The following is a 25,430-nucleotide window of genomic DNA, read 5'->3' on the forward strand; positions in this document are numbered from 1 at the left end:
ACGCCATGATCGCACGCATCCTCGCGTTCTCGGTGGAGCGCCGCTGGCTGGTGGCGTTGCTGACGCTGCTGGTCGCGGCCTTCGGCGCCTGGTCGGCGCTGAAACTGCCCATCGACGCAACCCCTGACATCACCAACAACCAGGTGCAGATCAACGCCGTCGCGCCGGCCCTGTCGCCGGAGGACGTGGAGCGGCAGGTGACGTTCCCCCTGGAAACCGCCCTGTCTGGCATCCCCGGCCTCGTCAGCACCCGCTCCCTGTCCCGCAACGGTTTTTCCCAGATCACCGCCGTGTTCAGCGACGCCACGGATCTGTATTTCGCCCGCGCCCAGGTGAATGAACGCCTTGGCGAGGCGCGCGGCGTCCTGCCGCCTGGCGTCGAGGTGCACATGGGGCCCGTCACCACCGGCCTTGGCGAAGTCTTCATGTGGACGCTGCACATGAAGGAGCCTGACGGCCGGCCGGAAACCGACGGCAAGCCCGGCTGGCAGTCGGACGGCGGCTTTCTCACGCCCGAGGGCGAGCGGCTGGCCAGCGATCTGGACCGCGCCGCCTGGCTGCGGGCGCTGCAGGACTGGGTGATCCGGCCGCAGATGCGCGCCGTGCCTGGCGTTGCCGGCGTCGACGTCATTGGCGGCCATGTCCGGCAATATCAGGTGCGGCCCGATCCGGCGCGCCTTGCCGGCCTTGGCCTGTCCTTCAGCGACATCGCCACGGCGCTCGCCGCCAGCAACCAGAACCGGGGCGCCGGTTATGTGGAGCGGGGCGGCGAGGGCTATGTGGTGCGCTCCGGCGGCCGGCTGACCAGCATGGACGATATTGGCGCCGTGGTGGTGACCACCCGCGCCGGCGTGCCGGTGCGCATCCGCGATGTGGCGACGGTTGGCGCGGGCCAGGAACTGCGGGTCGGCGCGGCCTCTGAAAACGGCCGCGAGGCGGTGGTCGGCACGGCGCTGATGCTGATTGGCGGCAACAGCCGCGACGTCGCCGCCGCCGCCGGCGACAAATTGCGCGAGATCGCCAGATTGCTGCCGCCAGGCGTGGTGGTGGAGCCGGTGCTGGATCGCACCACGCTGGTGGACGCCACCATCCGCACCGTCGCCAAAAACCTGACGGAAGGGGCGCTGCTGGTCATCGCCGTGCTGTTCCTGATGCTCGGGAACATCCGCGCCGCCGTGATCACCGCGCTGGTGATCCCGCTGGCCATGCTGATGACCATGACCGGCATGGTCCGCGCCGGCGTCAGCGCCAATCTGATGAGCCTCGGCGCGCTCGACTTTGGCCTGATCGTTGATGGCGCAGTGATCATCACCGAGAACGCCCTGCGGCGGCTTGGCCTGCGCCAGCATGAGCTGGGCCGCGCGCTGGGGCTGGAGGAGCGCCTCGCCGTCGTCCGCCAGTCGGCGGAGGAGATGATCCGGCCCACGGTCTACGGCCAGGCGATCATCATCCTCGTCTATGTGCCGATGCTGTCGTTCACCGGCGTCGAGGGGCGCATGTTCACCCCCATGGCGCTGACGGTGATGATGGCGCTGGCCAGCGCCTTCGTGCTGTCGCTCACTTTCGTTCCGGCGATGATCGCCATCGTCATCTCCGGCAAGGTGCTGGAGAAGGACGTGGCCATGGTGCGCTGGCTGAAGGCGCTGTACCGGCCGGCCCTCGGCGCCAGCATGCGCCGCCCGGCCGTCATCCTGCTGGCGGGCGTGCTGCTGGCTGCGGCGGCCGGCGGCATGTTCCTGCGCCTTGGCCAGGAGTTCATCCCCCAGCTGGATGAGAAGAACCTCGCCATGCACGCCATGCGCATTCCCTCGACCTCGCTCAGCCAGTCGCTGGCGATGCAACTGGCGGTGGAGCGCAAGATCAGCGCCTTGCCGGAGGTGGCGCTGGTGTTCTCCAAGACCGGCACGGCGGAGGTTGCCTCCGACCCCATGCCGGTGAACGTCTCCGACACCTTCATCATGCTGAAGCCGGAGGCGGAATGGCCGGATCCAAAACTCGGCAAGGAGGCGTTGATCGCGAAAATCCGCGCCGCGGCGGGGGCGTTGCCCGGCAACAATCTGGAGTTCACCCAGCCGATCCAGATGCGGTTCAACGAACTGCTGGCGGGTTCCCGCGGCGATCTGGCGGTAAAGGTGTTTGGCGATGATTTCGCTCGGCTGGCGCCAGCGGCGGAGGCAATCGCCGCGCAGTTGCGGGCGACGCCGGGCGCTGTCGACGTGAAGGTTGAGCAGATCTCTGGTCTGCCATTCCTCAACATCGACGTGGACCGGCAGGAGATCGGCCGCCTCGGCCTGAGCCTCGCGGCGGTGCAGGATGTGATCGGCGCCGCCATCGGCGGCCAGCACGTGGGCCAGATCTTCGAGGGCGACCGGCGCTTCGACATCGTCATCCGGCTCGACGACGCCCTGCGCGCCGATCTGGAGGCGCTGAAGAACCTGCCGGTGGCCTTGCCCGCCGGCCCGCCAGCCCCAGCGGGAGCTTCCGGCGCCTCAACCGGGCTGCGCTCCGTGCCGCTACGCCAGGTGGCGCGGATTTCGGTTGAGGAAGGTCCCAACCAGATCAGCCGCGAAAACGGCAAGCGCCGCATCGTTGTCACCGCCAATGTGCGCGGTCGCGACATCGCCTCGGTGGTGGACGACGCCCGTCAGCGCATCGCCGCCAATGTCGCCTTGCCCTCCGGCGCGTGGCTGGCGTGGGGCGGCCAGTTCGAGAACCTGGCCGCGGCCCGCCAGCGGCTGATGATCGTCACGCCGGCCTGCTTCTTGCTGATCTTCATCCTGCTGTTCCAGGCGCTTGGCTCGACGCGCGACGCCCTGCTGGTGTTCAGCGCCGTGCCCTTCGCGCTCACTGGCGGCGTCATTGCCCTGTGGCTGCGCGGCATGCCGTTCTCGGTGTCCGCCGCCGTCGGCTTCATCGCGTTGTCGGGCGTCGCGGTGTTGAATGGCCTGGTGATGATCAGCCGCATCCGCCAGCTCGCGGAGGAGGGCGCGCCCGTGCGCGAGGCGGTGTGGGAGGGGGCGATCACCCGCTTCCGGCCGGTGGTGATGACGGCGCTGGTCGCCTCGCTGGGCTTCCTGCCCATGGCGCTGGCGACGGGTACGGGGGCCGAGGTGCAGAAGCCGCTGGCCACCGTGGTGATCGGCGGCCTGGTCAGCGCCACCCTGCTGACCCTGCTGGCGCTGCCGGCTCTCTACGCCCTGTTCGGGGCGGCCGGGCGCAAGCCTGACGCGCCTGCCGCCGCCTGATGCATGCTCCGGGCGGGCGCTCCTGCCCGCCCGGAGTGTTTCTGGCGTTCCAGTGCTCCCGGCTTTGAGCGCGCTCTGGCCGGAGCGCGCCCTAACGCCCAAACAGGTTGGTCTTGACCAGGTCGATCACCTCGTCGCCGCGCCCGCTCATCACCGCGCGCAGCATCCACAGGCCAAAGCCCCTGGCCTGCTCCAGGGCGATGGTCGGCGGTATCGACAGCTCCTGTTTCGCCGTCACCACGTCCAGGAGCGCCGGGCCGTCGTGGGCGAGGATTTTCGCCATGGCGTCGGGCAATTCCCCGGGGTCTTCGACGCGCAGCGCCATCAGGCCCATGGCCCGCGCCATCGCCGCAAAGTCAGGGTTTTGCAGATCGACGCCGGTCTCGACGAAACCCGCCGCCTTCATCTCCATGGCCACGAAACCGAGCACGCCATTGTTGAAGACGACGACCTTGACCGGCAGCTTTTCCTGGCTGAGCGTGATCAGGTCGCCCATCAGCATGGTGAAGCCGCCGTCGCCGGAGAGCGACACCACCTGCCGCCCTGGCTGCGCCGCCTGGGCGCCGATGGCCTGGGGCAAAGCGTTGGCCATGGAGCCGTGGGCGAGCGAGCCGAGCAGGCGGCGACGGCCATTCATTTTCAGGTAGCGCGCCGCCCAGATCGTCGGCGTGCCCACGTCGAAACTGAACGCCGCGTCGTCCGCCGCCAGCTCGCTGACCAGCCGCGCCACATATTGCGGATGGATCGGCTTGCGGCCCGGCGTTCCTTCCGCGAGGGCGTCGAGCCCGGCGCGGGATTTCACATAGCGGGCGAGGCTGTCGTCCAGATGCTGGCGATCCTGCTTGACCGCCAGGCGCGGCAGCAAGGCGGCGACCGTCGCCTTCACGTCGCCGACCACGCCGAGATCCAGCTTGCAGCGGCGGCCCAGATTGGCGGGGCGAAGATCGACCTGGGCGATCGTCGCGTCGGTGGGGAAAAACTGCTTGTAGGGAAAATCCGTCCCCAGCATCAGCAGCATGTCGCAGTTCTGCATGGCCTCGTAGCCGGAGGCGAAGCCGATCAGTCCGGTCATGCCCACATCATACGGGTTGTCGTATTCCACATGCTCCTTGCCGCCCAGCGCGTGGACAATGGGGCTCTTCAGCGCTTCGGCCAGAGCCATCAGTTCAGCATGGGCGCCGGCGCAGCCGCGCCCGCAGAACAGCGTCACGCGCTTCGCGTCATTCAGCAGCTTCGCCAGCCGGTCCAGCTCGGCCGTGGCCGGTGTGACGACGGGGGCCGGCGGCAGCAGGCCGGCTTTCGGCGACACGGCCCGCGCCGGCGCCGCCTGCAGGGCGACGTCGCCAGGAATGACCACGACGGCGACGCCGCGCTGGCCAATGGCGGCGCGCACGGCGTTCTCCATGACATAGGGCATCTGTCGCGGGTCGGAGACCAGCTCGCAATAGACGCTGCATTCGCGGAACAGCTCCTGCGGATGCGTCTCCTGAAAATAGCCGCCGCCAATCTCCGATGAGGGGATTTGCGCCGCGATGGCCAGCACCGGCGTGCGGCTGCGCTGGGCGTCGAACAGGCCATTGATCAGGTGCAGATTGCCCGGCCCGCATGAGCCGGCGCAGACCGCGAGCTGGCCAGTGATCTGGGATTCGCCCGCCGCCGCGAAAGCCGCGACCTCCTCGTGCCGCACATGCACCCAGCGAATTTTCCCCCGGCTGCGCAAACTTTCCGTAAGCCCGTTGAGACTGTCGCCGACCACGCCGTAGATGCGTTCGACGCCAGCCTGCTCAAGGGTTTCAACCATGAGGTCGGCGATGTTTCGGGTGGCCATTGATCTCTCGCTGCCAGGCGGGACGCTGTCGCCGGTCTTGTCGCCCTGGCGACCCGGCTGAACGGCTATCCGCATCCATCCAATAGACCGGAGCGGCGCGGCAATCGTGCATCGCCAGCGCTGCTCCGGGCGTCAGTCAAACCCATTTCCGCGTCGCCGTCATGTCAAACCGGACGTGAACGGTCCGCCGTGCGCCAGAGCAGCCGGAGCGCGCGCCTGGCATAAAATGATCGATCGGACTTTAACTGTCCGATGGGTAACTTTAAGCTGCCTGCATGGGACCGCCGCGATCTGACGGGCGGATAAACAGAATCAGGAGAAACGCATGACCGGGGAGGTTGCGTTGACGCGGGCGGGTAACGGCCAGTTCCAGGAGCTGGCCGTCCGCGCGCAGGACATGGTCCGCCAGTCCCTGAACGCTGATGTGCGGATCAGCGACTTCGGCGTGATGGAGGATGGCCACGCCGGGCTGACCTATGGTTTCGACGTGCGCGAACCCGGCGGCGCCATGCGCGGCGGTTACATTCTGAAGCTGGCGCCAGCCGGCGTTACCCGGCGCGGCAACACCGATGTTTACCGCCAGTACCCGCTGTTGCGCGCCCTGAAGGGGCAGGGTCTGCGCGTGCCGGAGGTTCCCTGGGCCTCCGCCGGGGAGGACATGCTGGGCGCGCCATTCATCGTTATGGAAAAATTGCCCGGCCGGGTTTTCGTCGTCTGGGAGCCGCACCCGTCGCTCGCGGCGGATACGGCGACGGCGCGCTCCGTCTGGCTGCAGACAGCGGAACTGCTGGCCAGCGTGCACCGGATCGACTGGCAAACCGTGCTGCCGGACTGGGAGGAGCCGCGCCTGTTGCTGGAGGAGATCGACCGCTGGAAATCGGTGCTCCGCCACGCCGACAATCCTGACTGGGCGGCGGCGGGACAGGCGCTCGACGCCGCCTTGCGCGCCAGCCTGCCTGACCCGGCGCCGGTTGGCCTGGTGCACGGCGACTACCAGCCGGGCAATATCCTGTTCGACAACGGCCGGGCGACCGGCATTATCGACTGGGAACTGGCCTCGATCGGCGCCCAGGGCCTTGATGTGGGCTGGATGCTGATGATGTCTGACGGCCGGGCATGGGACGCCGGCTGGCAGCCGGTGGCGCCGGTTTCCGGCGAGGACATCGTTGCCGCCTACGCCGCGGCCGGGGGGCCGGCGCTCGGCAATCTGGCCTGGCATCAGGCGCTCGCCCAGTATCGCCTCGGCGCCATCGCCTGCCTTAACGTCAAGCTGCATCGCACCGGCAGGCGTCGCGACGATCTGTGGGAGCGTTTCGCCCCCTCCATTGCAACCCTGTTCGGCCATGGCCTTCGCCTGGTGGAGGGCAGGGGTGGATGAACGCCTGCTTTGCGCGGAGTAGAATCTCAGGGGCGCGTCAGAGCTCTGGCGTCGGGTTGGATATCGTATGGATTGCTTGCAGGAGGAGAGGATGACGCCGCGTCAGACCGTGGAGCGCTGGGTCGCGATGTTCAATGCTGGTGACGCTGCTGGCCTGGCCGACCTGTACCATCCGCAGGCGATTAATCACCAGGTGACGCAGGAGCCAGTTGAGGGGCGGGAGGCTATCCACGCCATGTTTTCGCGAGAATTCGCGTCAGTTGGAATGCACTGCATTGTCGAAGCGATTCATGAGGCCGGCGAGGTCGTGGCGCTCGAATGGCGCGATCCGGCGGGCCTGCGCGGTTGTGGCTTCTTCACGGTGCGTGATGGGCGCATAACCTTTCAGCGGGGATATTGGGACAGGCTGACCTTTCTCAGGATGCATGGCCTGCCTTTGGAGTAGCTTTGCAGGCGAAGCGTAAAGCGCATCGGGTTCCCGGTCCGCCGCACATGGCGCGGCGCCGGGCTGCGTTCCCGACAAGGCAACGCGGGTCAGGTGCATCGGACCTTCCCGCCAGAAAGCCCCGGCGTTTCCGCCAGGGCTCCCAGGGACAGTTCGTGGACGCCAGCTTCAGGCGACGTTGCGCTCGCGGTTGTCCCAATAGGGCTTGCGCAGGTCGCGTTTCAGGATCTTGCCGGCGCCGGACATCGGCAGTTCCGTGCGGATCTCGACGCTGCGCGGGCACTTGTAGCCGGCGATCCGCTCCTTGCAGAAGGCAATGACGTCTTCCTGAGTGGTTTCGGCGCCTGGCTTGAGCACGATCACCGCATGCACGGTCTCGCCCCAGTGGTCGTGCGGAATGCCGATCACCGCGCACTGCAGCACGGCGGGGTGCTGGGCCACGGCGTTCTCCACCTCGGTGGAATAGATGTTCTCGCCGCCGGAGATGATCATGTCCTTGATGCGGTCGACGACGAAGACATAGCCGTCCGCGTCCATGTAGCCGCCGTCGCCGGTGTGCATCCAGCCGTCGATCACCGCCTTCGCGGTTTCCTCGGGGCGCTGCCAGTAGCCCATCATCACCGTGTCGCCGCGCACGATGATCTCGCCGATCTCGCCGCGCGGCAGCTCCTGGTTGTTGTCGTCGACGATGCGCACGTCGACGCCGAGGGTGGCGCGGCCGGCCGAACGGTGCCGGCCGATTTCGCGCGCCGCGCCGATATGGTTGGCCGAGGAGTTGAAGGTGGCGATCGGCGACAGCTCGGTCATGCCGTAGACCTGCACGAAACCGACGCCAGGCAGGCGCGCCGCCGCGCGATCGAGCACCGCCTCGCTGATCGGCGAGGCGCCGTAGACGATGCGGCGCACGCTGGAGAGATCGAAGCCGCCGATGGTCGGGCTGTCGACCAGCATCTGGATCATCGTCGGCACCAGCAGCAATTCGGTCGCCTTGTGGCGCTGGATAACGCCAGCGAGGCCATCCGGGCTGAACGCCTTCAGGATGACGTTGCAGCCGCCGCTGATCAGCAGCGAATACATGGCGGCGCCATTGGCCAGGTGGAACATCGGCGCGGCGTGGACATAGACCGTGTCCGCGGCGAACAGCCCCTCGGCCAGGGCGTTCATGGCGTTGGCCACCAGATTGCCATGGCTGAGCATCACGCCCTTGGAGCGGCCGGTGGTGCCGCCGGTGTAGAAAATGCCGGCCAGCGCATCGCGGTCGCACATGGCGTCTTCCACCGGCGCGGCTTTGGCCAGCAGGGCTTCATAGCTGGGGATATTGGCCGGGGCAGGGGCGTCGTCAGCCCAGATCAGCGTCACGCCGGGAACCTGGGCGACCAGCTCGCGCGCCGGCTGCTCGAACGCCGCGTCGATGAACATGATCTTCGCGCCGCTGTCCTCCAGCGCATCGCGGTTTTCGGCGACGCTCCAGCGAATGTTCAGCGGCACGATCACCGCGCCGGCCCAGGCGGTGGCGAGGTAGAGCTCGAGGTAGCGGCTGCTGTTCAGCGACAGCACGGCGACCCGGTCGCCCCGTTGCGCGCCCTGCTGTTGCAACACGCCGGCGAGGCGGGCGACGCGGTCGCCGACCTCGGCCCAGGTCATGGAGGTATCGCCGTCGATGACGGCGGTTCCATTGCGGTTGACCTGAAGCGCGCGGCGCAGGCCGTGAGTAATGTTCATGGCGGTCTTCCTCTCTGGCGTTCCCGGGTGTTCGTGCGTATCTGGCTTTCTTGCGCGCCCGGGTTTTTCTGGAGCGTTATTGTTATTGTTATTATTGGCAGGTTGGCGCGCGTCGTTCAGGACGCGCTGGCGATGCCTTCCGTAAGGCGTAGCGCCATTTCATCGCCGATCTGTTCCGGCGTGCGGTCGCCGCCCGGCTGATGCCAGTGGCCGATCCAGTTCAGCGCGCCGGTGATGGCGAAAGCCGTGAGTTTGACGTCGCAGGGGCGGATTGATCCGTCGGCGATGCCTTCGCTGATAAAGGCGCGGAAGCCGGCGTCGATCAGCCGCTTGCCGGCGCGCACGTCGCGCCGCGCCTCCGGCGACAGCACCCGGTCGTCGATGCGCACCAGGCACTGGCCGAAGTCCTGGGTCATGGTCAGCGCGTGGCCCCGGATCAGTCCGCGCAAACGGAACAGGCCGTTGCCCTCCAGTTGTCGCATCCGCGTCAGCGCGCCCTCGGACAGCTCCTGACCGAGATTGTAGCACTCGATCAGGATTTCTTCCTTGTTGGCGAAGTAGTTGTAGAGCGCCGGCTTGGTGATGTTCAGCCGCTCCGCCACCTCGTTCAGCGAGGTGCGGTCATAGCCCTGCTCCAGAAACAGGTGCACGGCGACGCGCAGCACCGCCTCGCGCTTGATGTCGCGGGCCCGGCGCCGGTCTTCGAAAGGCTCCCATGGCGACGCGACGTCTGGGACTTTCCTGCTCCTGGACCTGGTCATGGCAAGCGCCGCTTCCTCTCGCTGAACGGTGGAAAAGCCAGCCCCGTTGCGTATGAGTCAATATATTACCATTGGGTCATGTCAAGACTTGTCGATAATTTACGGCCGCTGACCACGGCATGCGTTCTGTCGCTTGCACGGGGGACTTGTAACAGGATCTTGTGAAAGGGACCCGGGGAAGAGGATGCGAAACCCATGCGGCGCTTCAGGCGCGCGTAGCCCCGGCGGTTGCCGCAGCGGCGGGATCTGCCTTTGCGCCAGTGGCCGGTTGCGTGCGCGCACGTAACTGGCAGTATGTCCGGGCGCCTGAGGTTTCCCGCTGGCGTCCGATCTTTTACGTGCGCGCGCAACTGGCAGTCGCGAAGAACTGGCGACGTCATAGCGGACGCCGCGACCTTTTATGTGCGCGCAACTGGCAGCGGCGGAGTGCGTGGTGACTGGCGTGCAGCGCTTCGCGCATGAGACCAGTGAGTCGTGGGCTTGGCTCTGGCGTCAGCATGGCCCCGCCCAAGCAGCGCTTTGCGCGTGAGGCGAAGGCGCCGCCCTCGCAGTGCGATCGCGCGGCGTACGCCCCCTGGTCGCGTTGCACGCGACAGTCGCGACAAGTGCACTGGGCGCGAACCACAAGCTGGCCCAGCACCTCCGGCAGGTTCGCGCTGCCGCCAAACCGCTGGTCTCACAACATTTTCCCCGCCGGCCCCATTCTCCCAATCCATCGCCAAAACCCACACCGCCGCCATTCGCGGAGCTGGAAGCAATTGCAACGGGCGATCAACGGATTAGTAGTAGTGGGGTCGCCCCCTACGCGGGGGCGTGGATCGAAACAGCAGAAGCAGGAATGGTACTGGGGAGATTTCGCGTCGCCCCCTACGCGGGGGCGTGGATCGAAACGAGACACTGGGTTTCATGATGCTGGCGGATCGCCATGTCGCCCCCTACGCGGGGGCGTGGATCGAAACCAGGGCATCCTGCACGTTATCGGCTCCGGCCACGTCGCCCCCTACGCGGGGGCGTGGATCGAAACCTGCTCCCGAGAGCGGGGTGGAGAGGCTGCGGGCGTCGCCCCCTACGCGGGGGCGTGGATCGAAACCTGTTGGCCCGTCTGCCGTCCGGCCGCTGCCTGGGTCGCCCCCTACGCGGGGGCGTGGATCGAAACATCTGTTCCGCCGCATACCAGTCCAGCTCCTTGGGTCGCCCCCTACGCGGGGGCGTGGATCGAAACATCCTTGGCCATCGGCGTCGCCTCCCTTGGTGGTCGCCCCCTACGCGGGGGCGTGGATCGAAACACCGCCGCGCGGGCCAAAACAGCCCTTCCCGCACAGTCGCCCCCTACGCGGGGGCGTGGATCGAAACTGCTGGAAGATGACCTGCTCTGCTCGCGTGACGATAGTCGCCCCCTACGCGGGGGCGTGGATCGAAACTCCCATCTGGTTTCGGCAGCCAACTTCGTGCCGTGTCGCCCCCTACGCGGGGGCGTGGATCGAAACGACAGCCAACTTCGTGCCGTTAGGTTGGACTACGTCGCCCCCTACGCGGGGGCGTGGATCGAAACGTTGCGATTATTGTCCTCGCAACGCCGACGTCCGAGTCGCCCCCTACGCGGGGGCGTGGATCGAAACTTCCGGTGCGCATCACGCAGGGCCGGCGCGAGAGTCGCCCCCTACGCGGGGGCGTGGATCGAAACGCTCCGGGAGGATTACGCGCCGTTGATCGAATTGTCGCCCCCTACGCGGGGGCGTGGATCGAAACTGGTTTTGCCGCCTGTTCCGCCGGCTGGCCGTCCGTCGCCCCCTACGCGGGGGCGTGGATCGAAACAGGGCTAGGCTAAAAGTCTTTTCCGTCCAAGGTCGTCGCCCCCTACGCGGGGGCGTGGATCGAAACCATGCCTCGGCGGCCTCGGACTTCGTCTCGCGCGTCGCCCCCTACGCGGGGGCGTGGATCGAAACTCGTCGACGTTGATCTCGCGAAACGGGAGGCGGGCGTCGCCCCCTACGCGGGGGCGTGGATCGAAACAGAGGCATACCACGCCAACTCCGTGGCCAAGCACGGGTCGCCCCCTACGCGGGGGCGTGGATCGAAACATGGAGATCGTTTCCGAGGTGCTGGGCGGGTACGGCGTCGCCCCCTACGCGGGGGCGTGGATCGAAACGCTCCCGGCCTCTTTTGGGGAGCCCGCTGCCGCTGTCGCCCCCTACGCGGGGGCGTGGATCGAAACTGGGCAGCCCTCAGATTGCCGCCTGAAGCCCTGAGGTCGCCTCCCGTGCGGCGGCTGCGACCCCAGATCGGCCCAGTTCCCGGTTCGCCCGTGCGCTGGGCCGGGCCGGTCAGGTGTCGGCCTGGGCCTGGCGCAATCTGGCTGCCCAGGCCAGGGCGAGGCTGGCCAGGCCGATCGGGATGAAGGACAGCCAGAGCACGGTGGACCAGCCATAAGCCGTCAGCAGGCCGCCGGACAGGAACGAGCCAAACGCCATCGTGCCGAATACCAGGAAGTCGTTGAAAGACTGGACGCGGGTCTTTTCCTCGGGGCGGTGACACTCCAGCACCAGCGCAGAGGCTCCTACGAAACCGAAGTTCCAGCCGACGCCAAGCAGCGTCAGGGAGAGCCAGAAATGGCCGACGCCGACGCCAGTCAGGCCAACGGCCGCCGCGGCCGCTATCAGCAACATGCCGGCGCCAACCACTCTGGCGACGCCAAATCGCATGATCAACTGCCCGGTGAAGAAACTGGGCCCATACATGGCGATGACATGCCATTGCAGGCCCAGATTGGCGTCGGTCTGGGACAGGCCGCACATCTGCATGGCCAGCGGCGCCGCCGTCATGAGAAAGTTCATGAGCAGATAGGAAACGACGCCGCAAACGACGGCGACAATAAAGCGGGGCTGGCGGGCAATGACGGCAAGCGGGCGCCCGCCTGATGCCTCCTCCGCGGCGGGGGGCGGCAGCCGGACGGTGACGAGCAGCAGGGCCGACAGGGCCGCGACAAGCGCCTGCGCCGCGAAGGTCGCCGCAAACGTGTACGGCTGCCAGATATTCATCGTGTAGGTCACGAGTTGTGGACCGATCACGCCAGCGAACACCCCGCCGGCCATGACGGTGGACAGGGCGCGCGGGCGACGCGCGGGCGGGGCGCAGTCGGCGGCGGCGAAGCGGAATGACAGCACGACGGCGGCATAGCCGCCGCCCAGGAACGTGGCGACGCAGAACAGCCAGAACCACCCATACGTCACCGCCAGCGCGGCGAGCAGGCCAGCAAAAACACCGCATCCTGTGCCTGTGAGGAAGGCGGCGATGCGACCGTGGCGGCGGGCAATGGCGCCGGCCGGCAGGGTGCAGATCGCCATGCCCACGACGAATATGGAAATCGGCAGCGTCGCCAGAACCGGGCTGGGGGCGAGCGTATGCCCGACAATCGCGCCGGTCGCATAGATAACGACGGCATTCGCGCCCGCCAGGGCCTGCGCGATGGCCAGCTTCAGCACGTTGCTTCGCTCGAAGCGATACAGGGAGGCCTCTGAAAAATCGGTGATGGGGCTGTGTTTCGCGTGTGTCATGGGGTTCCCGACCGTGGCCAGTCAAATCGCGGCCGGCGCGTTGCGATCCTGACGCCTGGCGTGGATCAGGTCAAAGCGCTTCTGCGCCATGAGGCGAACGCCACCCCTTCTGTAGTCATGCCGGATCGTGAAGATGTTGAGGGGGGCGGCGCCTGGCAAAACAGCCGTTCGCCTGGGGCATGTTCACTGGCTTGTTTGGTGCAAGATAAGAAACATGAAATATAGTTTATGTCTGGCTCACCCGTTTTCTTCGGACGGGTGGGCGCGAGGCGGCGCGACCGTGGCCTGTACCCGCCCGTGAAGGAGACGCAGCATGGAACAGCTTCTGATTAACCTGATCGCGGGCGCGGTGGGCGGTAACGCGGCAGGCAAGGCATCGCCTGCGCTCGACATGGGCGCGATTGGCAACACCATTGCGGGTCTCGTCGGCGGCGGCATTCTGGGCCAGCTGGTTCCGCTTGTGCTGCCAGCGGTTCAGGCTTCCCTGGCCAGCGGGAATTTCAGCATCGGCAGCGTCGTGACCAATATTATCTCGGGCGGCGCCGGCGGCGCGATCCTGACGGCGATCGTCGGCGCCATCAAAAACAGGAATGCCTGACAGAAGGGATATTGCGCGCGGGCGTGCGGCGGGCGTGCGGCGGGCGCCCAGTCGGCGCCACCGCGTGCTTGCTGGCGCTCTCAATGCCCGGCGCTCCCTGGGGGGCTTTGCCGCCCAATCCAGCGGGAGCGAGCTGTTGGGGGGAGTGGCCTGCTCCAAATTCACCGGCGGCGCATTGCCCGCGCAGGTCCTCGATTTCCTCAGGTGCGGGAGCGTCCCCATACGCGACAAAGGCTCCGGCGCGATGCGCCCGTCGGCCCGAGGCGATGCGCGCCCTCAGCCTGACGACAACGTCCAGCAGGGTGCGCAGCCGTCACAGCCGCATTGATGACTTCGGCTTTTTAAAGGGGCTGGCCATAATCAGAGCGATGTCTGAGTCCCTCTCGGTGAGAGTGGGGACGCCGTAAGCTCTTGTTATCAGGAAGATTATTTGCAGCCAATCACTTAGGATTGGTGCGGTCGAGAGGACTCGAACCTCCACCCCGTTTCCAGGACTAGCACCTCAAGCTAGCGCGTCTACCATTCCGCCACGACCGCTCGTGATCAACGCTCCGGGCTGTTTCTGGGTCATCCTGAGGGGGGTGACCGTCTGCGAAACACGCCGTCCGCTGTCGATGAAGGGGCGTGTAACAGAAGGTTCAGGCGTCGACAAGGGGCCGCTGTGAACAAGTCGGACATAGCTGTGGGTTATGCGATGCGGCTGGTCTGGGGCTTCGGCCGCGCGGCTGCGCGCTTGCATTCGGCGGAGCGAAGACAGACATCTGTTCCGGGATATGCTGGCACTGCTCCGGCGCGGGGCGGTCTGGCTTCGCACTGGCCATGCCTCACGCTGGCCCTTCGCGTGGGCTCCCTTCACGTGGAGCTGGAGCGCTTTTCGATCGGCCGGTTCGGGCTGATCGGAAAACGCTCCAGACAGGGAGAATTGGAGCGGTTTGCGCCCCCGACTGATCGCAAACTGCTCCAGGCCAAGGCGTCAGGGCGTTGCAGGCACAGGAGATGCGCGGGATGGCCGGGCAGCACACCATCGTTACGGAAACCAGCGAGCGGGACACGGCGCCAGCCGCATGCGGCGCAGGCGGCTGGCCGGCGCACGTGTTTCAGGCGGACGCGGAGGCGCCGCCGGTGGAGTGGCTGGTGAGCGATGGCCTCGTCGCCTATGACGACGCCGTCGCTTTCATGGAAGAGCGGGTCGCCCGCATCGCCGCTGGCGAGGCGCGCGAGTTGGCCTGGCTGGTGGAGCACCCGCCGCTATATACCGCCGGAACATCCGCGAAGGCGGAGGACCTGGTGGCGCCAGGGCGTTTTCCGGTGTTTGAAACCGGCCGGGGCGGGCAGTTTACCTATCACGGGCCTGGCCAGCGGGTGGTCTATGTCATGCTGGATCTGAAGCGGCGGCGGCCGGACGTGCGCGCCTTCGTTTGCGCCCTGGAGGACTGGCTGATTGGAACCCTGGCCAGTTTCAATATCACCGGCGAGCGGCGGGCGGGGCGGGTTGGCGTCTGGGTGCGGCGGCCGGAAAAGGCGCCGCTGCCGGATGGGACAATGCGCGAGGACAAGGTGGCGGCCATCGGCATCCGCGTGCGGCGCTGGGTGTCGTTCCATGGCGTGAGTCTGAATATCGAGCCGGAACTTGAGCACTTCTCCGGCATCGTGCCGTGTGGCGTGCAGGGCCATGGCGTCGCCAGCCTGGTGGAGTTGGGCATCCCCGTGACCATGCCGGAGGTCGATCACGTGTTGCGCCAGCGGTTTGAAAGCGTTTTTGGGCCTACAAAGCGCGCCTGAGCCGGCGGCGGCGTAGGGGCCGCGGGCGCCCTTCTACCAAAATCGGACTTGAATTCTGTGCGATACGCGTCAGTACTGGCCGGATCAGACGGGAGAATGCGCGTGCCGATTTTAGAAACTGCGATCAGCCGGGAGAGCGAGGATTTCCGCGCCAACGCCGCAGCATGGGAGGTTTTGCGCGCCGAATTGCAGGCCAGACGCGACGCGGTGTTCGCCGGCGGGCCGCCGAAAGCGCGCGAGCGCCATGTGGGGCGCGGCAAGCTGTTGCCGCGCGAGCGGGTCGCCGGGCTTCTCGATGCGGGCGCGCCGTTTCTCGAAATTGGCGCCCTGGCGGCGGACGGCATGTATGGCGAGGCGATTCATGGCGCCGGGCTGATCACTGGCATTGGCCGGGTCAGCGGCCGCGACGTGATGATCGTCTGCAACGATTCCACCATCAAGGGCGGCACTTACTACCCGATGACGGTGAAGAAGCACCTGCGCGCCCAGGAGATCGCCGCCGAAAACCGGCTGCCGTGCATCTATCTGGTCGATTCCGGCGGCGCCAACCTGCCGCACCAGACCGAGGTGTTTCCGGACCGCGAGCACTTCGGCCGTATTTTCTTCAACCAGGCCAACATGTCGGCCCAGGGCATCCCGCAGATCGCCGTGGTGATGGGCTCGTGCACCGCCGGCGGAGCCTATGTGCCGGCCATGTCCGACGAAACCATCATCGTGCGCCGTCAGGGCACCATCTTCCTGGGCGGCCCGCCGCTGGTGAAGGCGGCGACGGGCGAAGTCGTCTCCGCCGAGGATCTGGGCGGCGCCGACGTACACGCGCGGCAATCAGGCGTTGCCGACCATTATGCGGTCGATGACAACCACGCCCTGGAAATCGCCCGCCGCATCGTCGGCACGCTGAACAGCGTCAAGCGGCCGGACATCGATCTCGTGGCTCCGGTCGCCCCGGCGTATGACGCAGCCGACCTGGAAGGCCTGGTCCCGACCGACCTGAAGAAGCAGTACGACGTGCGCGAGGTCATCGCCCGGCTGGTCGACGGTTCGGAATTCGATGAGTTCAAGAAGCTGTACGGAACCACGCTCGTCACCGGCTTTGCCCGCATCCATGGCATCCCCGTGGGCATCATTGGCAACAACGGCATCCTGTTCTCGGAAAGCGCGCTGAAGGGGGCGCATTTCATCGAGCTGTGTTGCCAGCGCCGGATTCCGTTGCTGTTCCTGCAGAACATCTCCGGCTTCATGGTGGGGCGCCAGTATGAGGCGGGCGGCATCGCCCGCGACGGCGCCAAGCTGGTCACGGCGGTGGCGTCGGCGCGCGTGCCCAAGATCACCCTGGTGATTGGCGGTTCGTTCGGCGCCGGCAATTACGGCATGTGCGGCCGGGCCTATTCGCCGCGCTTCATGTTCACCTGGCCATCCAGCCGGATTTCGGTGATGGGCGGCGAGCAGGCGGCCAGCGTGCTGGCCACGGTGAAACGCGACAATTTCGACGCCGAGGGCAAGGTCTGGTCGCCGGAAGACGAAGAGGCGTTCCGCGCGCCGATCCGCGCCCAGTATGAAGTGGAGGGCAACCCCTATTACGCCACCGCCCGCCTGTGGGACGATGGCGTGATCCTGCCAACGGAAACCCGCGACGCGCTGGGCCTGGCGTTTTCGGCCTGCCTGAACGCGCCGGTGCCGGAGACGAAGTTCGGCGTGTTCCGCATGTAAGCGGCGTTCGGGCGCTCTATTGCCCTGGCGTTGCTTCGTGGATGGCCGGGTCAAGCCCGGCCATGATGTGGTTTGGGTGGGGTGGGCAGGGTCAAGGCCAAGAGCGAGGCATCGAACCGGCTTGCCGCTGGATGAGTGCGCGCCGGCCGCGGCCTGAGCGTTATCCTGAAACCAGCGCCAGCTTGCGACTGGCGCGATCTCGCGACCAACGCCAGTTTGCGACCGCCAACATCATGCAAAGAGCCGGGGTGGCTCAGTCCGCGTCGCGTTCGAAGACGAAATTGAGCCGGGTGCGCAGGGCCTGGCGGTAGCCGCGCTGGGCGACCAGGGCTGGCAGGTCGATCTGCCAGCGCTCCGAACCGTCCTCCATGATCAGCAGGCGCGGCAGCAGGGCGTCGGGGGCGTTGCGCAGGAACGGCTCCAGGATGATATCCTCGGCGCCTTCCACGTCGAGCTTCATGGCGTCAACGCGGTCAAAGCCTTCGTCAGCCAGCAACTGCAACAAGGGCACGGCGGAGACGCGGATGTTGTTCGCTGCGCTGGAGGCCAGCACCTTCAGGCTCGACTCGCCGCTGTTGTCGGGGTCGAGGAACAGGGTCAGTTCCCCGGCCTTGTCGGCGACGGCGCAGGCAATGGCCTTCACCGTTGGCCACGGGCACTGGCGAATATTGAAGGTGAGGCGTTCGAAAATATCCGGCTGCGGCTCGATGGCGAGAATGCGGGCTTCAGGGCCCGCCAGCGCCGCCACGTAAGCGGAATAGGCGCCGATATTGGCGCCGATGTCGATGAAGCGGAAACCCCGGCCGGCGCCGCGGGTTTCTTCGACGTGACGGCCAAGAATGGCCAGTTCCTGCGGATCGAAGAACTGCGGCGTGAACAGCACCTTCTTTTCGCAAACGTTGCGATAGGGATAGAGCCGCATGCGGGCGCCAAGCGCCTCCACATCAACCGGGGCGCCCTTCAGGGAGCGGATGGCCAGTTTGCGCAAGGCCAGGGCGACGCGGCGCCCGGCCCAGGTTTCCGGCATCTTGCGGGTGACGCCGAGCACGGCGCGGGTCAGCGCGTCAGGGGCGAAGGCGCCAAAGCTGTCGGCAGGGGCGTGGCCGGCGGTCGCGCCTGCCTGCCTGGGGGGTGTCTGCCGGGTGGTCTCGGTCATGGTCACAATAACCGCTTCAATTTGGGGCTCGCGGCTGGGGTAGCCAGCGTGAAGCACCCGGGCGTTTTCTGGTGAAGCGACACGCTGCCGCCGGAAAACGCATCTGACAAAAAGATGGAGCCTTTTCCGGCGTCGCCGCCGGAAAAGGCTCCAACATCAATCCGGAAGGCGCGAGGCGCGCCGCCAGACGGGACGATTTATGGTGCATACACTGCTCCGCCATGGCGTGTAAAATAAGGCTGCGGCCAGACCATGAGGCGGCGCCGTGCGGCGGCTGGCGGCGGGATCCGGAAAATGGCGGCCCCATCTGCGGCTTGACGCGCCGCGCGGGGGGGTGCATCCGGGGGCAGGTCCGGAATAAACAGAGAGGGCGCGCTGGTGGCCAGGCGGCGTACGGAACAGATCAGACTGCACGAGCCCGCTGACTTCGAGGGCATGCGCAAGGCCGGCCGGCTTGCCGCGGAAATTCTCGACATGCTGGTGGGTCGGGTCAATCCTGGCGTCACCACGCTGCAGATTGACGACTGGGTGCGCGCGTTCGGCCTGCAGGGCGGAGGCTATCCGGCGCAGCTCAACTACCGTGGTTTCGGCTTCTCCTGCTGCACCTCGATCAATCACGTGGTTTGCCATGGCATGCCAAATGACAAGCCGCTGCGCGAAGGCGACATCATCAATATCGACGTGACGGTGATCGTTGACGGCTGGCATGGCGACAGCAGCCGCATGTACGCGGTTGGCGAGATCCCGCGCAAGGCGGCGCGCCTGATCGACGTGACGTATGAATGCCTGCAGCGCGGCCTGGCGGCGGTGAAGCCGGGCGCGACCACCGGCGACATTGGCGCCGCCATCCAGGAATATGCCGAGAGCGAGCGCTGCTCCGTGGTGACGGACTTCTGCGGCCACGGTCTTGGCCAGGTGTTCCACGACAATCCGTCGATCCTGCACTTCGGCCGTCGCGGCGAGGGGCCGGAGCTGAAGCCGGGCATGTTCTTCACCATTGAGCCGATGATCAATCTGGGCAAACCGGCGGTGAAGGTGCTGTCGGATGGCTGGACGGCGGTGACGCGCGACCGCTCCCTGTCGGCGCAGTTTGAACACTCCGTGGGCGTGACCGAAACCGGCGTGGAAATTTTCACCAAATCTCCGGCAGGGCTGGACAAGCCGCCGGTAATATTGGGAAAGTAAATCCAGATAATGACTTCAGCGGCCAGGTTTGATTCACTGGCCAGAATCTGGCGCGCTGGAGCGTTTTTCTGCAAAAATAATGCGGGTTTGGAGTCGTCTCCGGATCAGGGCGTCCGGGACGCATGGCGTGAGGGCCGGGATGACCGGGAAGCAGGTCGCTGTCGATCCGCCGCATCATTACGGTCATCGCGACCGGTTGCGGGCGCGCTTCCGCGATGGCGGCGCCGACGCCCTGCCGGATTACGAACTGCTGGAACTGCTGCTGTTCCGCTCCATTCCCCGGCGGGATGTGAAGCCGCTGGCCAAGGCGCTGGTGGCGCGCTTCGGCTCGTTCGCCGAGGTGATCGCCGCGCCGCCCCGGTTGCTGGCCGAGGTGGAGGGGGTTTCCCAGGCGGTCGCGCTCGATCTGAAGATCGTGGCGGCGGCGGGCGGGCGCCTGGCGCGCGGCGCGGTGGTGAAGCGGCCCGTGCTCGCCTCCTGGTCCCAGGTGCTGGAATATTGCCGCACGGTGATGGCTTTCGCCGAGCGCGAGCATTTTCGCGTGCTGTTTCTCGACAAGCGCAACGCCGTCATCGCCGACGAGGAGCAGCAGCGCGGCACGGTCGATCACACGCCAGTCTATCCGCGTGAGGTGGTGCGCCGGGCGCTGGAGCTGTCAGCCTCCGCCATCATTCTTGTGCACAACCATCCATCAGGCGATCCCTCGCCTTCATCCGCCGACATTCGCATGACGCGGGAGATCATGCGCGTCGCCGCGCCGCTCAATGTCACCTTGCACGACCACATCATCGTTGGTCGCAATGGACACGCCAGCATGCGCGGTTTGCGTCTGCTGGAGCCGGACGCGGCCTGATGCGCGACTGCTGACGCGTTGCGCGGCGCGGGCGATCGGGAGCTTTGGCAAGACGTATCGCAGCCCTGGCGCCGGTGGGAACCGGCCTGGCTCAGAAGCCAAACAGCGACGCCAGGCCGCCAACAATCGCCACGACGAAGCTGAGGCTGAGGGCAATGCCGATCACGCCAAAGGTGATGCCGCTCACCGCCATCACGCCGTCGCGCTCCACCAGGCCGAGGCCGACAAGGCAGGCGGCGAAGCCAAGCGGAATCTGGCCGATGAACGGCGGCGCCACCAGCAGGCCCGCGGCGATCAGGAACAGCAGCACGCCGGTTATGCGCATGCCCCATGGCTTGTTGAAGAACGCCAGCCGCGTGCGCGAGATGCGCTCAAGCCGGTAGACCGCCGGCAAGGCCCGGGCGATGGCGCGGGCCACGTCCGCGCGCGCCATGGTCTTGCGCATCAGCGTTGGCGGAAGCCAGGGCGTGTTCATGCCGATGACGATCTGCACCGCGACGAAACCAAGCAGCAGGCCGGAAATCAGCGGGATCGGCGGCGGCATGGGCAGGCAGTTGGGCAGCCCCAGCACCACCACAAGCAGGGCAAAGGCCTGCTGGCGGAGCGAGCCTACAATCTCGCCAACAGACACGCGCTCGCTGGAGCCTCCGGCGAGCGCGATCAGGACGTCGGAGGTGCGTTGCCTGGTGTCCAAGGGTTCTGCCGAAGGGTTGTCGATCTGAAGCAGCTGTTTAGCCTGGATTATGGACTCTGGCCAACGGGGGCAACGCTGGCGGACGACGTTTGTGGCCCGTGTATCCATGTCTCGCGAGAATCCGGCGCAATCATGTCGGCCGGCCGCGCGGAAACGTCACCCGGAAGCCGGCGCGGAGCGGCGTACGGGCGCCGGGCGCGATGGATTTTCAGCGTGGCGGCCGGCGCGCCTTTGTTCGTGCAAGGCGGTATACCGCCCAGCAGGCGCCCGGTGAGTCGCGGCGCCCGGCTGGCTGTCGTTGATTGCCGATTCCTGACGCTCTCTGTCATGGAGGCGCGCCGGGAGCCAGAGCGGAACATATCTCCGGGTGGGTCGGATTTGACATTTTTCGCCCGCCGCATATCACGCGGGGCGCCAGCGCCAGGTTCACCTGTCTGGCTATAAAATCAATACGTTGACATTGGTTTCATCTCACCGGCATGCGCATCCTTCCAGGCAGCCTGGTGGAGCGAACGTCGGCGGCAGGCCATTGGCGAGGCGCCATCCAGCCCTCATCAGGAACGTCATGGTGATGCAATGACAGGATATTTGCCCGGACTATTGGCGCTGTTGCTCTGTCAGCTGGCGGGTGAAGCCTTGTCGCGCCTGCTGCGGCTGCCGCTTCCAGGCGCCGTGCTGGGTCTGCTGATGATGACCGTGATCCTCCTTGCCTTGCGTGGACGGACGCCGAAAAGCCTTGTGCACGCCAGCCGCGCGCTGATTGGCGTGCTGTCGCTGCTGTTCGTACCCGCGGGCGTTGGCGTCATCAGCCTCGGCAAGGTGGTGGCGGGACAGACCACCGCCATGGTCGTGGCCCTGCTGGCCTCGGTGATGATTACCCTTGTGGTGACGGCGTGGGCGTTCGTGGCGACCAGCCGCTGGCAGGAGCGGCGTCTCGCAGGGCAAGGACACGGCGGGCAAGGACACGGCGCACAAGAGCAGGGTGCGCAAGAGGGCTGTGGACAGGAGGGCTGTGAACAGGAGGGCGCCGGGATGCGGCGCGCCGGGGGAGACGCGCCATGACTGGAGCCGATATTCACCAGAACCTGACGTCGCTGATGGTCTGGGCGGAGCAGGCCCCGCTGGCGTGGATCGCGCTGACCCTCGGCGCCTTCGTCCTCGCCACGTGGATCGCGGGCAGGACTGGCAACCATCCGCTGGCCAACACGGTGATGATGTCGGTGGCGCTGGTCAGCGCCGCGCTCTGGCTCGCAGGCGCGCGCTACGAGGACTATTTTCGTGGCGCGCAGTTCATCCATTTCCTGCTGGGACCAGCGACGGTCGCGCTGGCGATTCCCCTGGTCGAGAACATTGCGCTGGTGAAGCGGGCGCTGCTCCCCATCGTCGTCGCGCTCATTGCCGGCGCCCTGACGGCAATCGTCTCTGCGGTTGGCTTCGCATGGGCGCTGGGCGGCTCGCCGCTGCTGCTGGCTTCGCTGGCGCCGAAATCGGTGACGGCGCCGATAGCCATGAGCGTGGGCGAGGTCATCGGCGGCCTGCCGGCGCTGGCGATGGTGGCGACGGTTTCCACCGGTATTCTTGGCGCGATGATCGGCCGGCCGCTGTTCGACGCCATGAAGATTCGCGATCCGGCGGCGCGCGGTTTCGCCATGGGGCTGGCGGCGCATGGCATCGGCACGGCGCGGGCTTTCCAGTCCAGCGAGGTGGCGGGCGCCTTCGCCAGCGTCGGCATGGCGCTGAACGGCATGTTGACGGCGCTGTTGCTGCCAGCGCTGGCGGCGTTGTTGCGCTGAGCCGCCCAAGGCAAGCCAGACGACGAAGGCCCCACGACGAAAGCCCAGCTTGGAATGGCCGGTACGGTGCGGTACTAATCGCGGGCTTCGGGAGGAAGCGGCAGGAGGCAGTAAGCGTGTTCGACAGCGTATTGATCGCCAACCGGGGCGAAATCGCCTGCCGCGTGGCCCGCAGCGCCCGGGCGCTTGGCATGCGGGTGATCGCCGTACACTCGGAGGCGGATCGCGATGCGCCGTTCGTTCGCCAGGCGGATGAGGCGATCTGCATCGGCCCCGCCGCTGCCGCCGAAAGCTATCTGCGCATCGACCGGATCATCGCGGCGGCGCAGCGCAGCGGCGCCCAATGTATTCACCCAGGCTACGGCTTTCTTTCCGAACGGCCGGATTTTGCCGACGCCTGCGCCGCCGCCGGCATCGTCCTGGTGGGGCCGCCGGCCAGCGCCATGCGCGCCATGGGCCTGAAGGACGCCGCCAAGGCGCTGGCGCAGAAGGCCGGCGTGCCGGTGGTGCCCGGCTATCACGGCGAGAACCAGGACCCTGATTTCCTGAAGCAGCAGGCCGACGCCATTGGCTATCCTGTGCTCATCAAGGCGGTTTCCGGCGGCGGCGGCAAGGGCATGCGCCGCGTCGACGCGGCGGAGGATTTTCTGGCGGCCCTGGAGAGCGCCCGGCGCGAGGGCGCCAGCTCATTTGGCGATCCACGCGTGCTGGTCGAGAAATACGTGCTGTCGCCGCGCCACATCGAAATCCAGGTGTTCGCCGACAGCCACGGCAATGTGGTCCATTTGTTCGAGCGCGACTGCTCATTGCAGCGCCGGCACCAGAAGGTGATCGAGGAAGCGCCGGCGCCGGGCATGACCGAATCCATGCGCGCCGCCATGGGCAAGGCGGCTGTCGACGCCGCCCGGGCCGTTGGCTACGTCGGCGCCGGCACGGTGGAATTCATCGCCGACGGACGCGATGGCCTGCGGCCGGACCGCTTCTGGTTCATGGAAATGAACACCCGTCTCCAGGTGGAGCATCCGGTTACGGAGGCAATCACCGGCCTTGATCTGGTGCGGTTGCAGTTCGAGGTGGCGGCGGGCGGCCGGCTGCCGTTTGCCCAGGACGACCTGCGCATCGACGGCCACGCGGTGGAGGCCCGCCTCTACGCGGAGGATCCGGAGCGCGGCTTCCTGCCGTCCACCGGCCGCATCTGGCTGCTAGATCTGCCGCAGGGCGAGGGCGTGCGCGTTGATTCGGGCGTCGAAGCCGGCGGCGAGGTATCGTCCTGGTACGATCCGATGATCGCCAAGATCATCGCCCATGGCCCGACCCGCGAGGCGGCGCTGGACCGGCTGGCCCGGGCGCTGGGCGACACCCGCGTCGCCGGGCCGCGCGCCAACGCGGCCTTCCTCAAGCGGCTTGTCGAGGCGGCGGACTTCCGCGCCGGAGCTTTCGATACCGGCTTTATCGATGCGCATATGGATGAACTGGGCGTGCTGCCGGCTGGCTCGCCGGCGCCCGCGCCGGACGCCGCCGCCGTAGCCGCCGGCGTGCTGGCGCTGCAATTGCAGGCGGGAGCAGCGCCGGTTGCGGCGTCGTCAGCCTGGGCTGATCCCTGGGCAGCGTTGCAAGGCGACCGCCCGGCATTCCAGTTGCTCGGCGCGCGCACGGTGCGGCGACAGGTCACCGCGGATGGCGACAAGGCTATCGCGGAGGTGCGCTGGGGCGATGACGGGCTTGCCGTGACGGTGGACGGCGCCGAAGCGCGGATCACGGATGTCAGGGCTGGGGGCTCCAGGGGTGCGGATGGCGTTGTCGCCTTCGCCGGCGGGGCGGTCGCGGTGCGCGCCGACGCCAGACAACTGGTGATCAGCCAGGGCCGGCAGGTGACAGTCGCGCCCTTTGATCCGTTCAGCGTCGACCTCGATCACGTCGGCGATGCTGGCGGCGTGGTGAAATCCCCCATGCATGGCAAGATCATCGCGGTGCTGGTGGAAGCCGGCGCCGAGGTGACCAAGGGGCAACGCCTCGCCGTGGTCGAGGCGATGAAGATGGAGCACCCTTTGACAGCGCCCAGGGCTGGCGTCATAGCAGAGGTGCGCGCCAGCGTCGGCCAGCAGGTGGCGGAAGGCGCGGCAGTTATCATGCTGGCGGAGTGAGCCTGGGCTCGCTCCCGGCGCCGGTTGCGGCGCCAGACGCCGGACAAGAAACCGGAGCTTCCGCAATGCGGCGGCTCTGGCATGGCGAAATGGATGGCTCTCAATCTGATCAAACTGTGCGTCGGCTGCGATTCGATCCAGGACCTTGAGGGCTGGATCGCCGCCAACGCCAAGGCCGCCCGCAGCGGCGGCTTCGACTATGAACAGGTCGCCACCACGCGGATGATGCCGAAACGGCGGGCCGAGATGGATGGCGGATCGCTCTATTGGGTCATCAAGGGGCAGGTCGCCTGCCGCCAGCGCATTCTCGATCTGCGCCCGTTCACCGACGGCGATGGCATTGGCCGCGTCCACATTGTTCTTGAGCAGACGGTAGTGGCGGTGAAGCCGCGCCGGCGCGGCGCTTTTCAGGGCTGGCGCTATCTGGAGGCAAACGACGCCCCCGAAGATCTGGCTGGCGACGCCGATACCGGCGCCATGCCCGAGGCGATGAAGCGGGAACTGGCTGAACTCGGGTTGCTGTAAAGCGTCCCGATGGAAGACAAAGCGGCGGCCCTGGAGCTTTGTCTCCAGGGCCGCCGC

General features: G+C 66.9%; 18 protein-coding genes, 1 tRNA gene and 1 CRISPR repeat array. Of the genes, 12 read left to right on the plus strand and 7 right to left on the minus strand.

Going from position 1 to position 25,430, the window contains the following annotated elements; genetic code table 11:
* Positions 1 to 5 precede the first annotated feature (5 nt).
* Complete coding sequence (locus ACERNI_RS12565) at positions 6 to 3,245, plus strand: efflux RND transporter permease subunit (protein WP_448833629.1); 3,240 nt, start codon at positions 6 to 8, stop codon at positions 3,243 to 3,245.
* Between the two features lie 91 nt (positions 3,246 to 3,336).
* Here the strand turns inward: ACERNI_RS12565 and poxB are convergent, their stop codons facing one another.
* The gene (gene poxB / locus ACERNI_RS12570) at positions 3,337 to 5,073 is read right to left on the minus strand and encodes a ubiquinone-dependent pyruvate dehydrogenase (RefSeq protein ID WP_448833630.1); all 1,737 of its coding nucleotides are present in this window, start codon (positions 5,071 to 5,073) and stop codon (positions 3,337 to 3,339) included.
* A 325-nt stretch (positions 5,074 to 5,398) separates the two neighbouring features.
* On the opposite strand from poxB, the gene ACERNI_RS12575 reads away from it, so the two are divergent.
* Together ACERNI_RS12575 and ACERNI_RS12580 are read left to right on the plus strand one after the other, a co-directional pair.
* Positions 5,399 to 6,451, plus strand: coding sequence for a phosphotransferase family protein (locus ACERNI_RS12575; RefSeq protein ID WP_448833631.1), 1,053 nt, complete (start codon positions 5,399 to 5,401; stop codon positions 6,449 to 6,451).
* Positions 6,452 to 6,542: 91 nt separating this feature from the next.
* Positions 6,543 to 6,896, plus strand: a complete 354-nt coding sequence (locus ACERNI_RS12580) for a nuclear transport factor 2 family protein (protein ID WP_448833632.1) — start codon at positions 6,543 to 6,545, stop codon at positions 6,894 to 6,896.
* 168 nt (positions 6,897 to 7,064) lie between these two features.
* Here ACERNI_RS12580 and ACERNI_RS12585 read toward each other — a convergent pair whose 3' ends face one another.
* The 3 genes from ACERNI_RS12585 to ACERNI_RS12595 all read right to left on the minus strand — a co-directional run bounded on the left by ACERNI_RS12585 (position 7,065) and on the right by ACERNI_RS12595 (position 12,933).
* Positions 7,065 to 8,618 carry an acyl-CoA synthetase gene (locus tag ACERNI_RS12585; RefSeq protein ID WP_448833633.1) on the minus strand — a complete coding sequence of 518 codons (1,554 nt, stop codon included), beginning with the start codon at positions 8,616 to 8,618 and terminating at the stop codon, positions 7,065 to 7,067.
* A 116-nt stretch (positions 8,619 to 8,734) separates the two neighbouring features.
* A complete protein-coding gene (locus tag ACERNI_RS12590; protein WP_448833634.1) occupies positions 8,735 to 9,379 on the minus strand; it encodes a TetR family transcriptional regulator in 645 nt (214 codons plus the stop codon).
* A gap of 793 nt (positions 9,380 to 10,172) precedes the next feature.
* Positions 10,173 to 11,594: direct repeats of the CRISPR family, unit length 32 nt; unit sequence GTCGCCCCCTACGCGGGGGCGTGGATCGAAAC.
* Between the two features lie 109 nt (positions 11,595 to 11,703).
* On the minus strand, positions 11,704 to 12,933 hold the full coding sequence (locus ACERNI_RS12595; protein WP_448833635.1) for an MFS transporter: 1,230 nt from the start codon (positions 12,931 to 12,933) through the stop codon (positions 11,704 to 11,706).
* A 313-nt stretch (positions 12,934 to 13,246) separates the two neighbouring features.
* On the opposite strand from ACERNI_RS12595, the gene ACERNI_RS12600 reads away from it, so the two are divergent.
* Positions 13,247 to 13,531, plus strand: coding sequence for a hypothetical protein (locus ACERNI_RS12600; protein ID WP_448833636.1), 285 nt, complete (start codon positions 13,247 to 13,249; stop codon positions 13,529 to 13,531).
* A 451-nt stretch (positions 13,532 to 13,982) separates the two neighbouring features.
* On the opposite strand, the gene ACERNI_RS12605 is transcribed toward ACERNI_RS12600, so the two are convergent.
* A tRNA-Leu gene (locus ACERNI_RS12605) sits at positions 13,983 to 14,068 on the minus strand.
* A 468-nt stretch (positions 14,069 to 14,536) separates the two neighbouring features.
* Between ACERNI_RS12605 and lipB the strand changes: the two genes are divergently transcribed.
* Both lipB and ACERNI_RS12615 read left to right on the plus strand, forming a co-directional pair.
* Positions 14,537 to 15,313 carry a lipoyl(octanoyl) transferase LipB gene (gene lipB / locus ACERNI_RS12610; protein WP_448833637.1) on the plus strand — a complete coding sequence of 259 codons (777 nt, stop codon included), beginning with the start codon at positions 14,537 to 14,539 and terminating at the stop codon, positions 15,311 to 15,313.
* 102 nt (positions 15,314 to 15,415) lie between these two features.
* Positions 15,416 to 17,023 (plus strand): carboxyl transferase domain-containing protein, encoded by a 1,608-nt coding sequence (locus ACERNI_RS12615; RefSeq protein WP_448833638.1) that lies wholly within the window; start codon positions 15,416 to 15,418, stop codon positions 17,021 to 17,023.
* A gap of 253 nt (positions 17,024 to 17,276) precedes the next feature.
* On the opposite strand, the gene ACERNI_RS12620 is transcribed toward ACERNI_RS12615, so the two are convergent.
* Entirely contained in the window at positions 17,277 to 18,050 is a 774-nt protein-coding gene (locus ACERNI_RS12620; protein ID WP_448833651.1) for an FkbM family methyltransferase, read from the minus strand.
* A gap of 507 nt (positions 18,051 to 18,557) precedes the next feature.
* On the opposite strand from ACERNI_RS12620, the gene map reads away from it, so the two are divergent.
* A complete protein-coding gene (gene map, locus ACERNI_RS12625) occupies positions 18,558 to 19,364 on the plus strand; it encodes a type I methionyl aminopeptidase (protein WP_448833639.1) in 807 nt (268 codons plus the stop codon).
* A 139-nt stretch (positions 19,365 to 19,503) separates the two neighbouring features.
* Positions 19,504 to 20,217 carry a RadC family protein gene (gene radC / locus ACERNI_RS12630; RefSeq protein ID WP_448833640.1) on the plus strand — a complete coding sequence of 238 codons (714 nt, stop codon included), beginning with the start codon at positions 19,504 to 19,506 and terminating at the stop codon, positions 20,215 to 20,217.
* 91 nt (positions 20,218 to 20,308) lie between these two features.
* On the opposite strand, the gene ACERNI_RS12635 is transcribed toward radC, so the two are convergent.
* Entirely contained in the window at positions 20,309 to 20,911 is a 603-nt protein-coding gene (locus tag ACERNI_RS12635) for an exopolysaccharide biosynthesis protein (protein WP_448833641.1), read from the minus strand.
* Between the two features lie 576 nt (positions 20,912 to 21,487).
* Here ACERNI_RS12635 and ACERNI_RS12640 point away from each other — a divergent pair.
* The 4 genes from ACERNI_RS12640 (at position 21,488) to ACERNI_RS12655 (ending at position 25,373) form a co-directional block, all read left to right on the plus strand.
* On the plus strand, positions 21,488 to 21,973 hold the full coding sequence (locus ACERNI_RS12640) for a CidA/LrgA family protein (RefSeq protein ID WP_448833642.1): 486 nt from the start codon (positions 21,488 to 21,490) through the stop codon (positions 21,971 to 21,973).
* Positions 21,970 to 22,704 (plus strand): LrgB family protein, encoded by a 735-nt coding sequence (locus ACERNI_RS12645; RefSeq protein ID WP_448833643.1) that lies wholly within the window; start codon positions 21,970 to 21,972, stop codon positions 22,702 to 22,704. The genes ACERNI_RS12640 and ACERNI_RS12645 overlap by 4 nt, the downstream gene beginning before the upstream one ends.
* 116 nt (positions 22,705 to 22,820) lie before the next feature.
* Positions 22,821 to 24,848, plus strand: coding sequence for an ATP-binding protein (locus tag ACERNI_RS12650; protein ID WP_448833644.1), 2,028 nt, complete (start codon positions 22,821 to 22,823; stop codon positions 24,846 to 24,848).
* A gap of 93 nt (positions 24,849 to 24,941) precedes the next feature.
* Complete coding sequence (locus ACERNI_RS12655) at positions 24,942 to 25,373, plus strand: DUF1489 family protein (protein ID WP_448833645.1); 432 nt, start codon at positions 24,942 to 24,944, stop codon at positions 25,371 to 25,373.
* The last annotated feature ends 57 nt before the right edge of the window (positions 25,374 to 25,430 follow it).

The sequence above is a fragment of the Camelimonas sp. ID_303_24 genome (assembly GCF_053543495.1).

Coding starts and splice junctions, on each gene's coding strand:
- ACERNI_RS12595 (WP_448833635.1), bottom strand. CDS start 12,933: ATGACACACGCGAAACACAGCCCCATCACCGATTTTTCAGAGGCCTCC.
- radC (WP_448833640.1), top strand. CDS start 19,504: ATGACCGGGAAGCAGGTCGCTGTCGATCCGCCGCATCATTACGGTCAT.
- ACERNI_RS12585 (WP_448833633.1), bottom strand. CDS start 8,618: ATGAACATTACTCACGGCCTGCGCCGCGCGCTTCAGGTCAACCGCAAT.
- ACERNI_RS12600 (WP_448833636.1), top strand. CDS start 13,247: ATGGAACAGCTTCTGATTAACCTGATCGCGGGCGCGGTGGGCGGTAAC.
- ACERNI_RS12580 (WP_448833632.1), top strand. CDS start 6,543: ATGACGCCGCGTCAGACCGTGGAGCGCTGGGTCGCGATGTTCAATGCT.
- lipB (WP_448833637.1), top strand. CDS start 14,537: ATGGCCGGGCAGCACACCATCGTTACGGAAACCAGCGAGCGGGACACG.
- ACERNI_RS12620 (WP_448833651.1), bottom strand. CDS start 18,050: ATGCCGGAAACCTGGGCCGGGCGCCGCGTCGCCCTGGCCTTGCGCAAA.
- ACERNI_RS12645 (WP_448833643.1), top strand. CDS start 21,970: ATGACTGGAGCCGATATTCACCAGAACCTGACGTCGCTGATGGTCTGG.
- ACERNI_RS12575 (WP_448833631.1), top strand. CDS start 5,399: ATGACCGGGGAGGTTGCGTTGACGCGGGCGGGTAACGGCCAGTTCCAG.
- ACERNI_RS12655 (WP_448833645.1), top strand. CDS start 24,942: ATGGCTCTCAATCTGATCAAACTGTGCGTCGGCTGCGATTCGATCCAG.
- ACERNI_RS12590 (WP_448833634.1), bottom strand. CDS start 9,379: ATGACCAGGTCCAGGAGCAGGAAAGTCCCAGACGTCGCGTCGCCATGG.
- ACERNI_RS12640 (WP_448833642.1), top strand. CDS start 21,488: ATGACAGGATATTTGCCCGGACTATTGGCGCTGTTGCTCTGTCAGCTG.
- poxB (WP_448833630.1), bottom strand. CDS start 5,073: ATGGCCACCCGAAACATCGCCGACCTCATGGTTGAAACCCTTGAGCAG.
- ACERNI_RS12565 (WP_448833629.1), top strand. CDS start 6: ATGATCGCACGCATCCTCGCGTTCTCGGTGGAGCGCCGCTGGCTGGTG.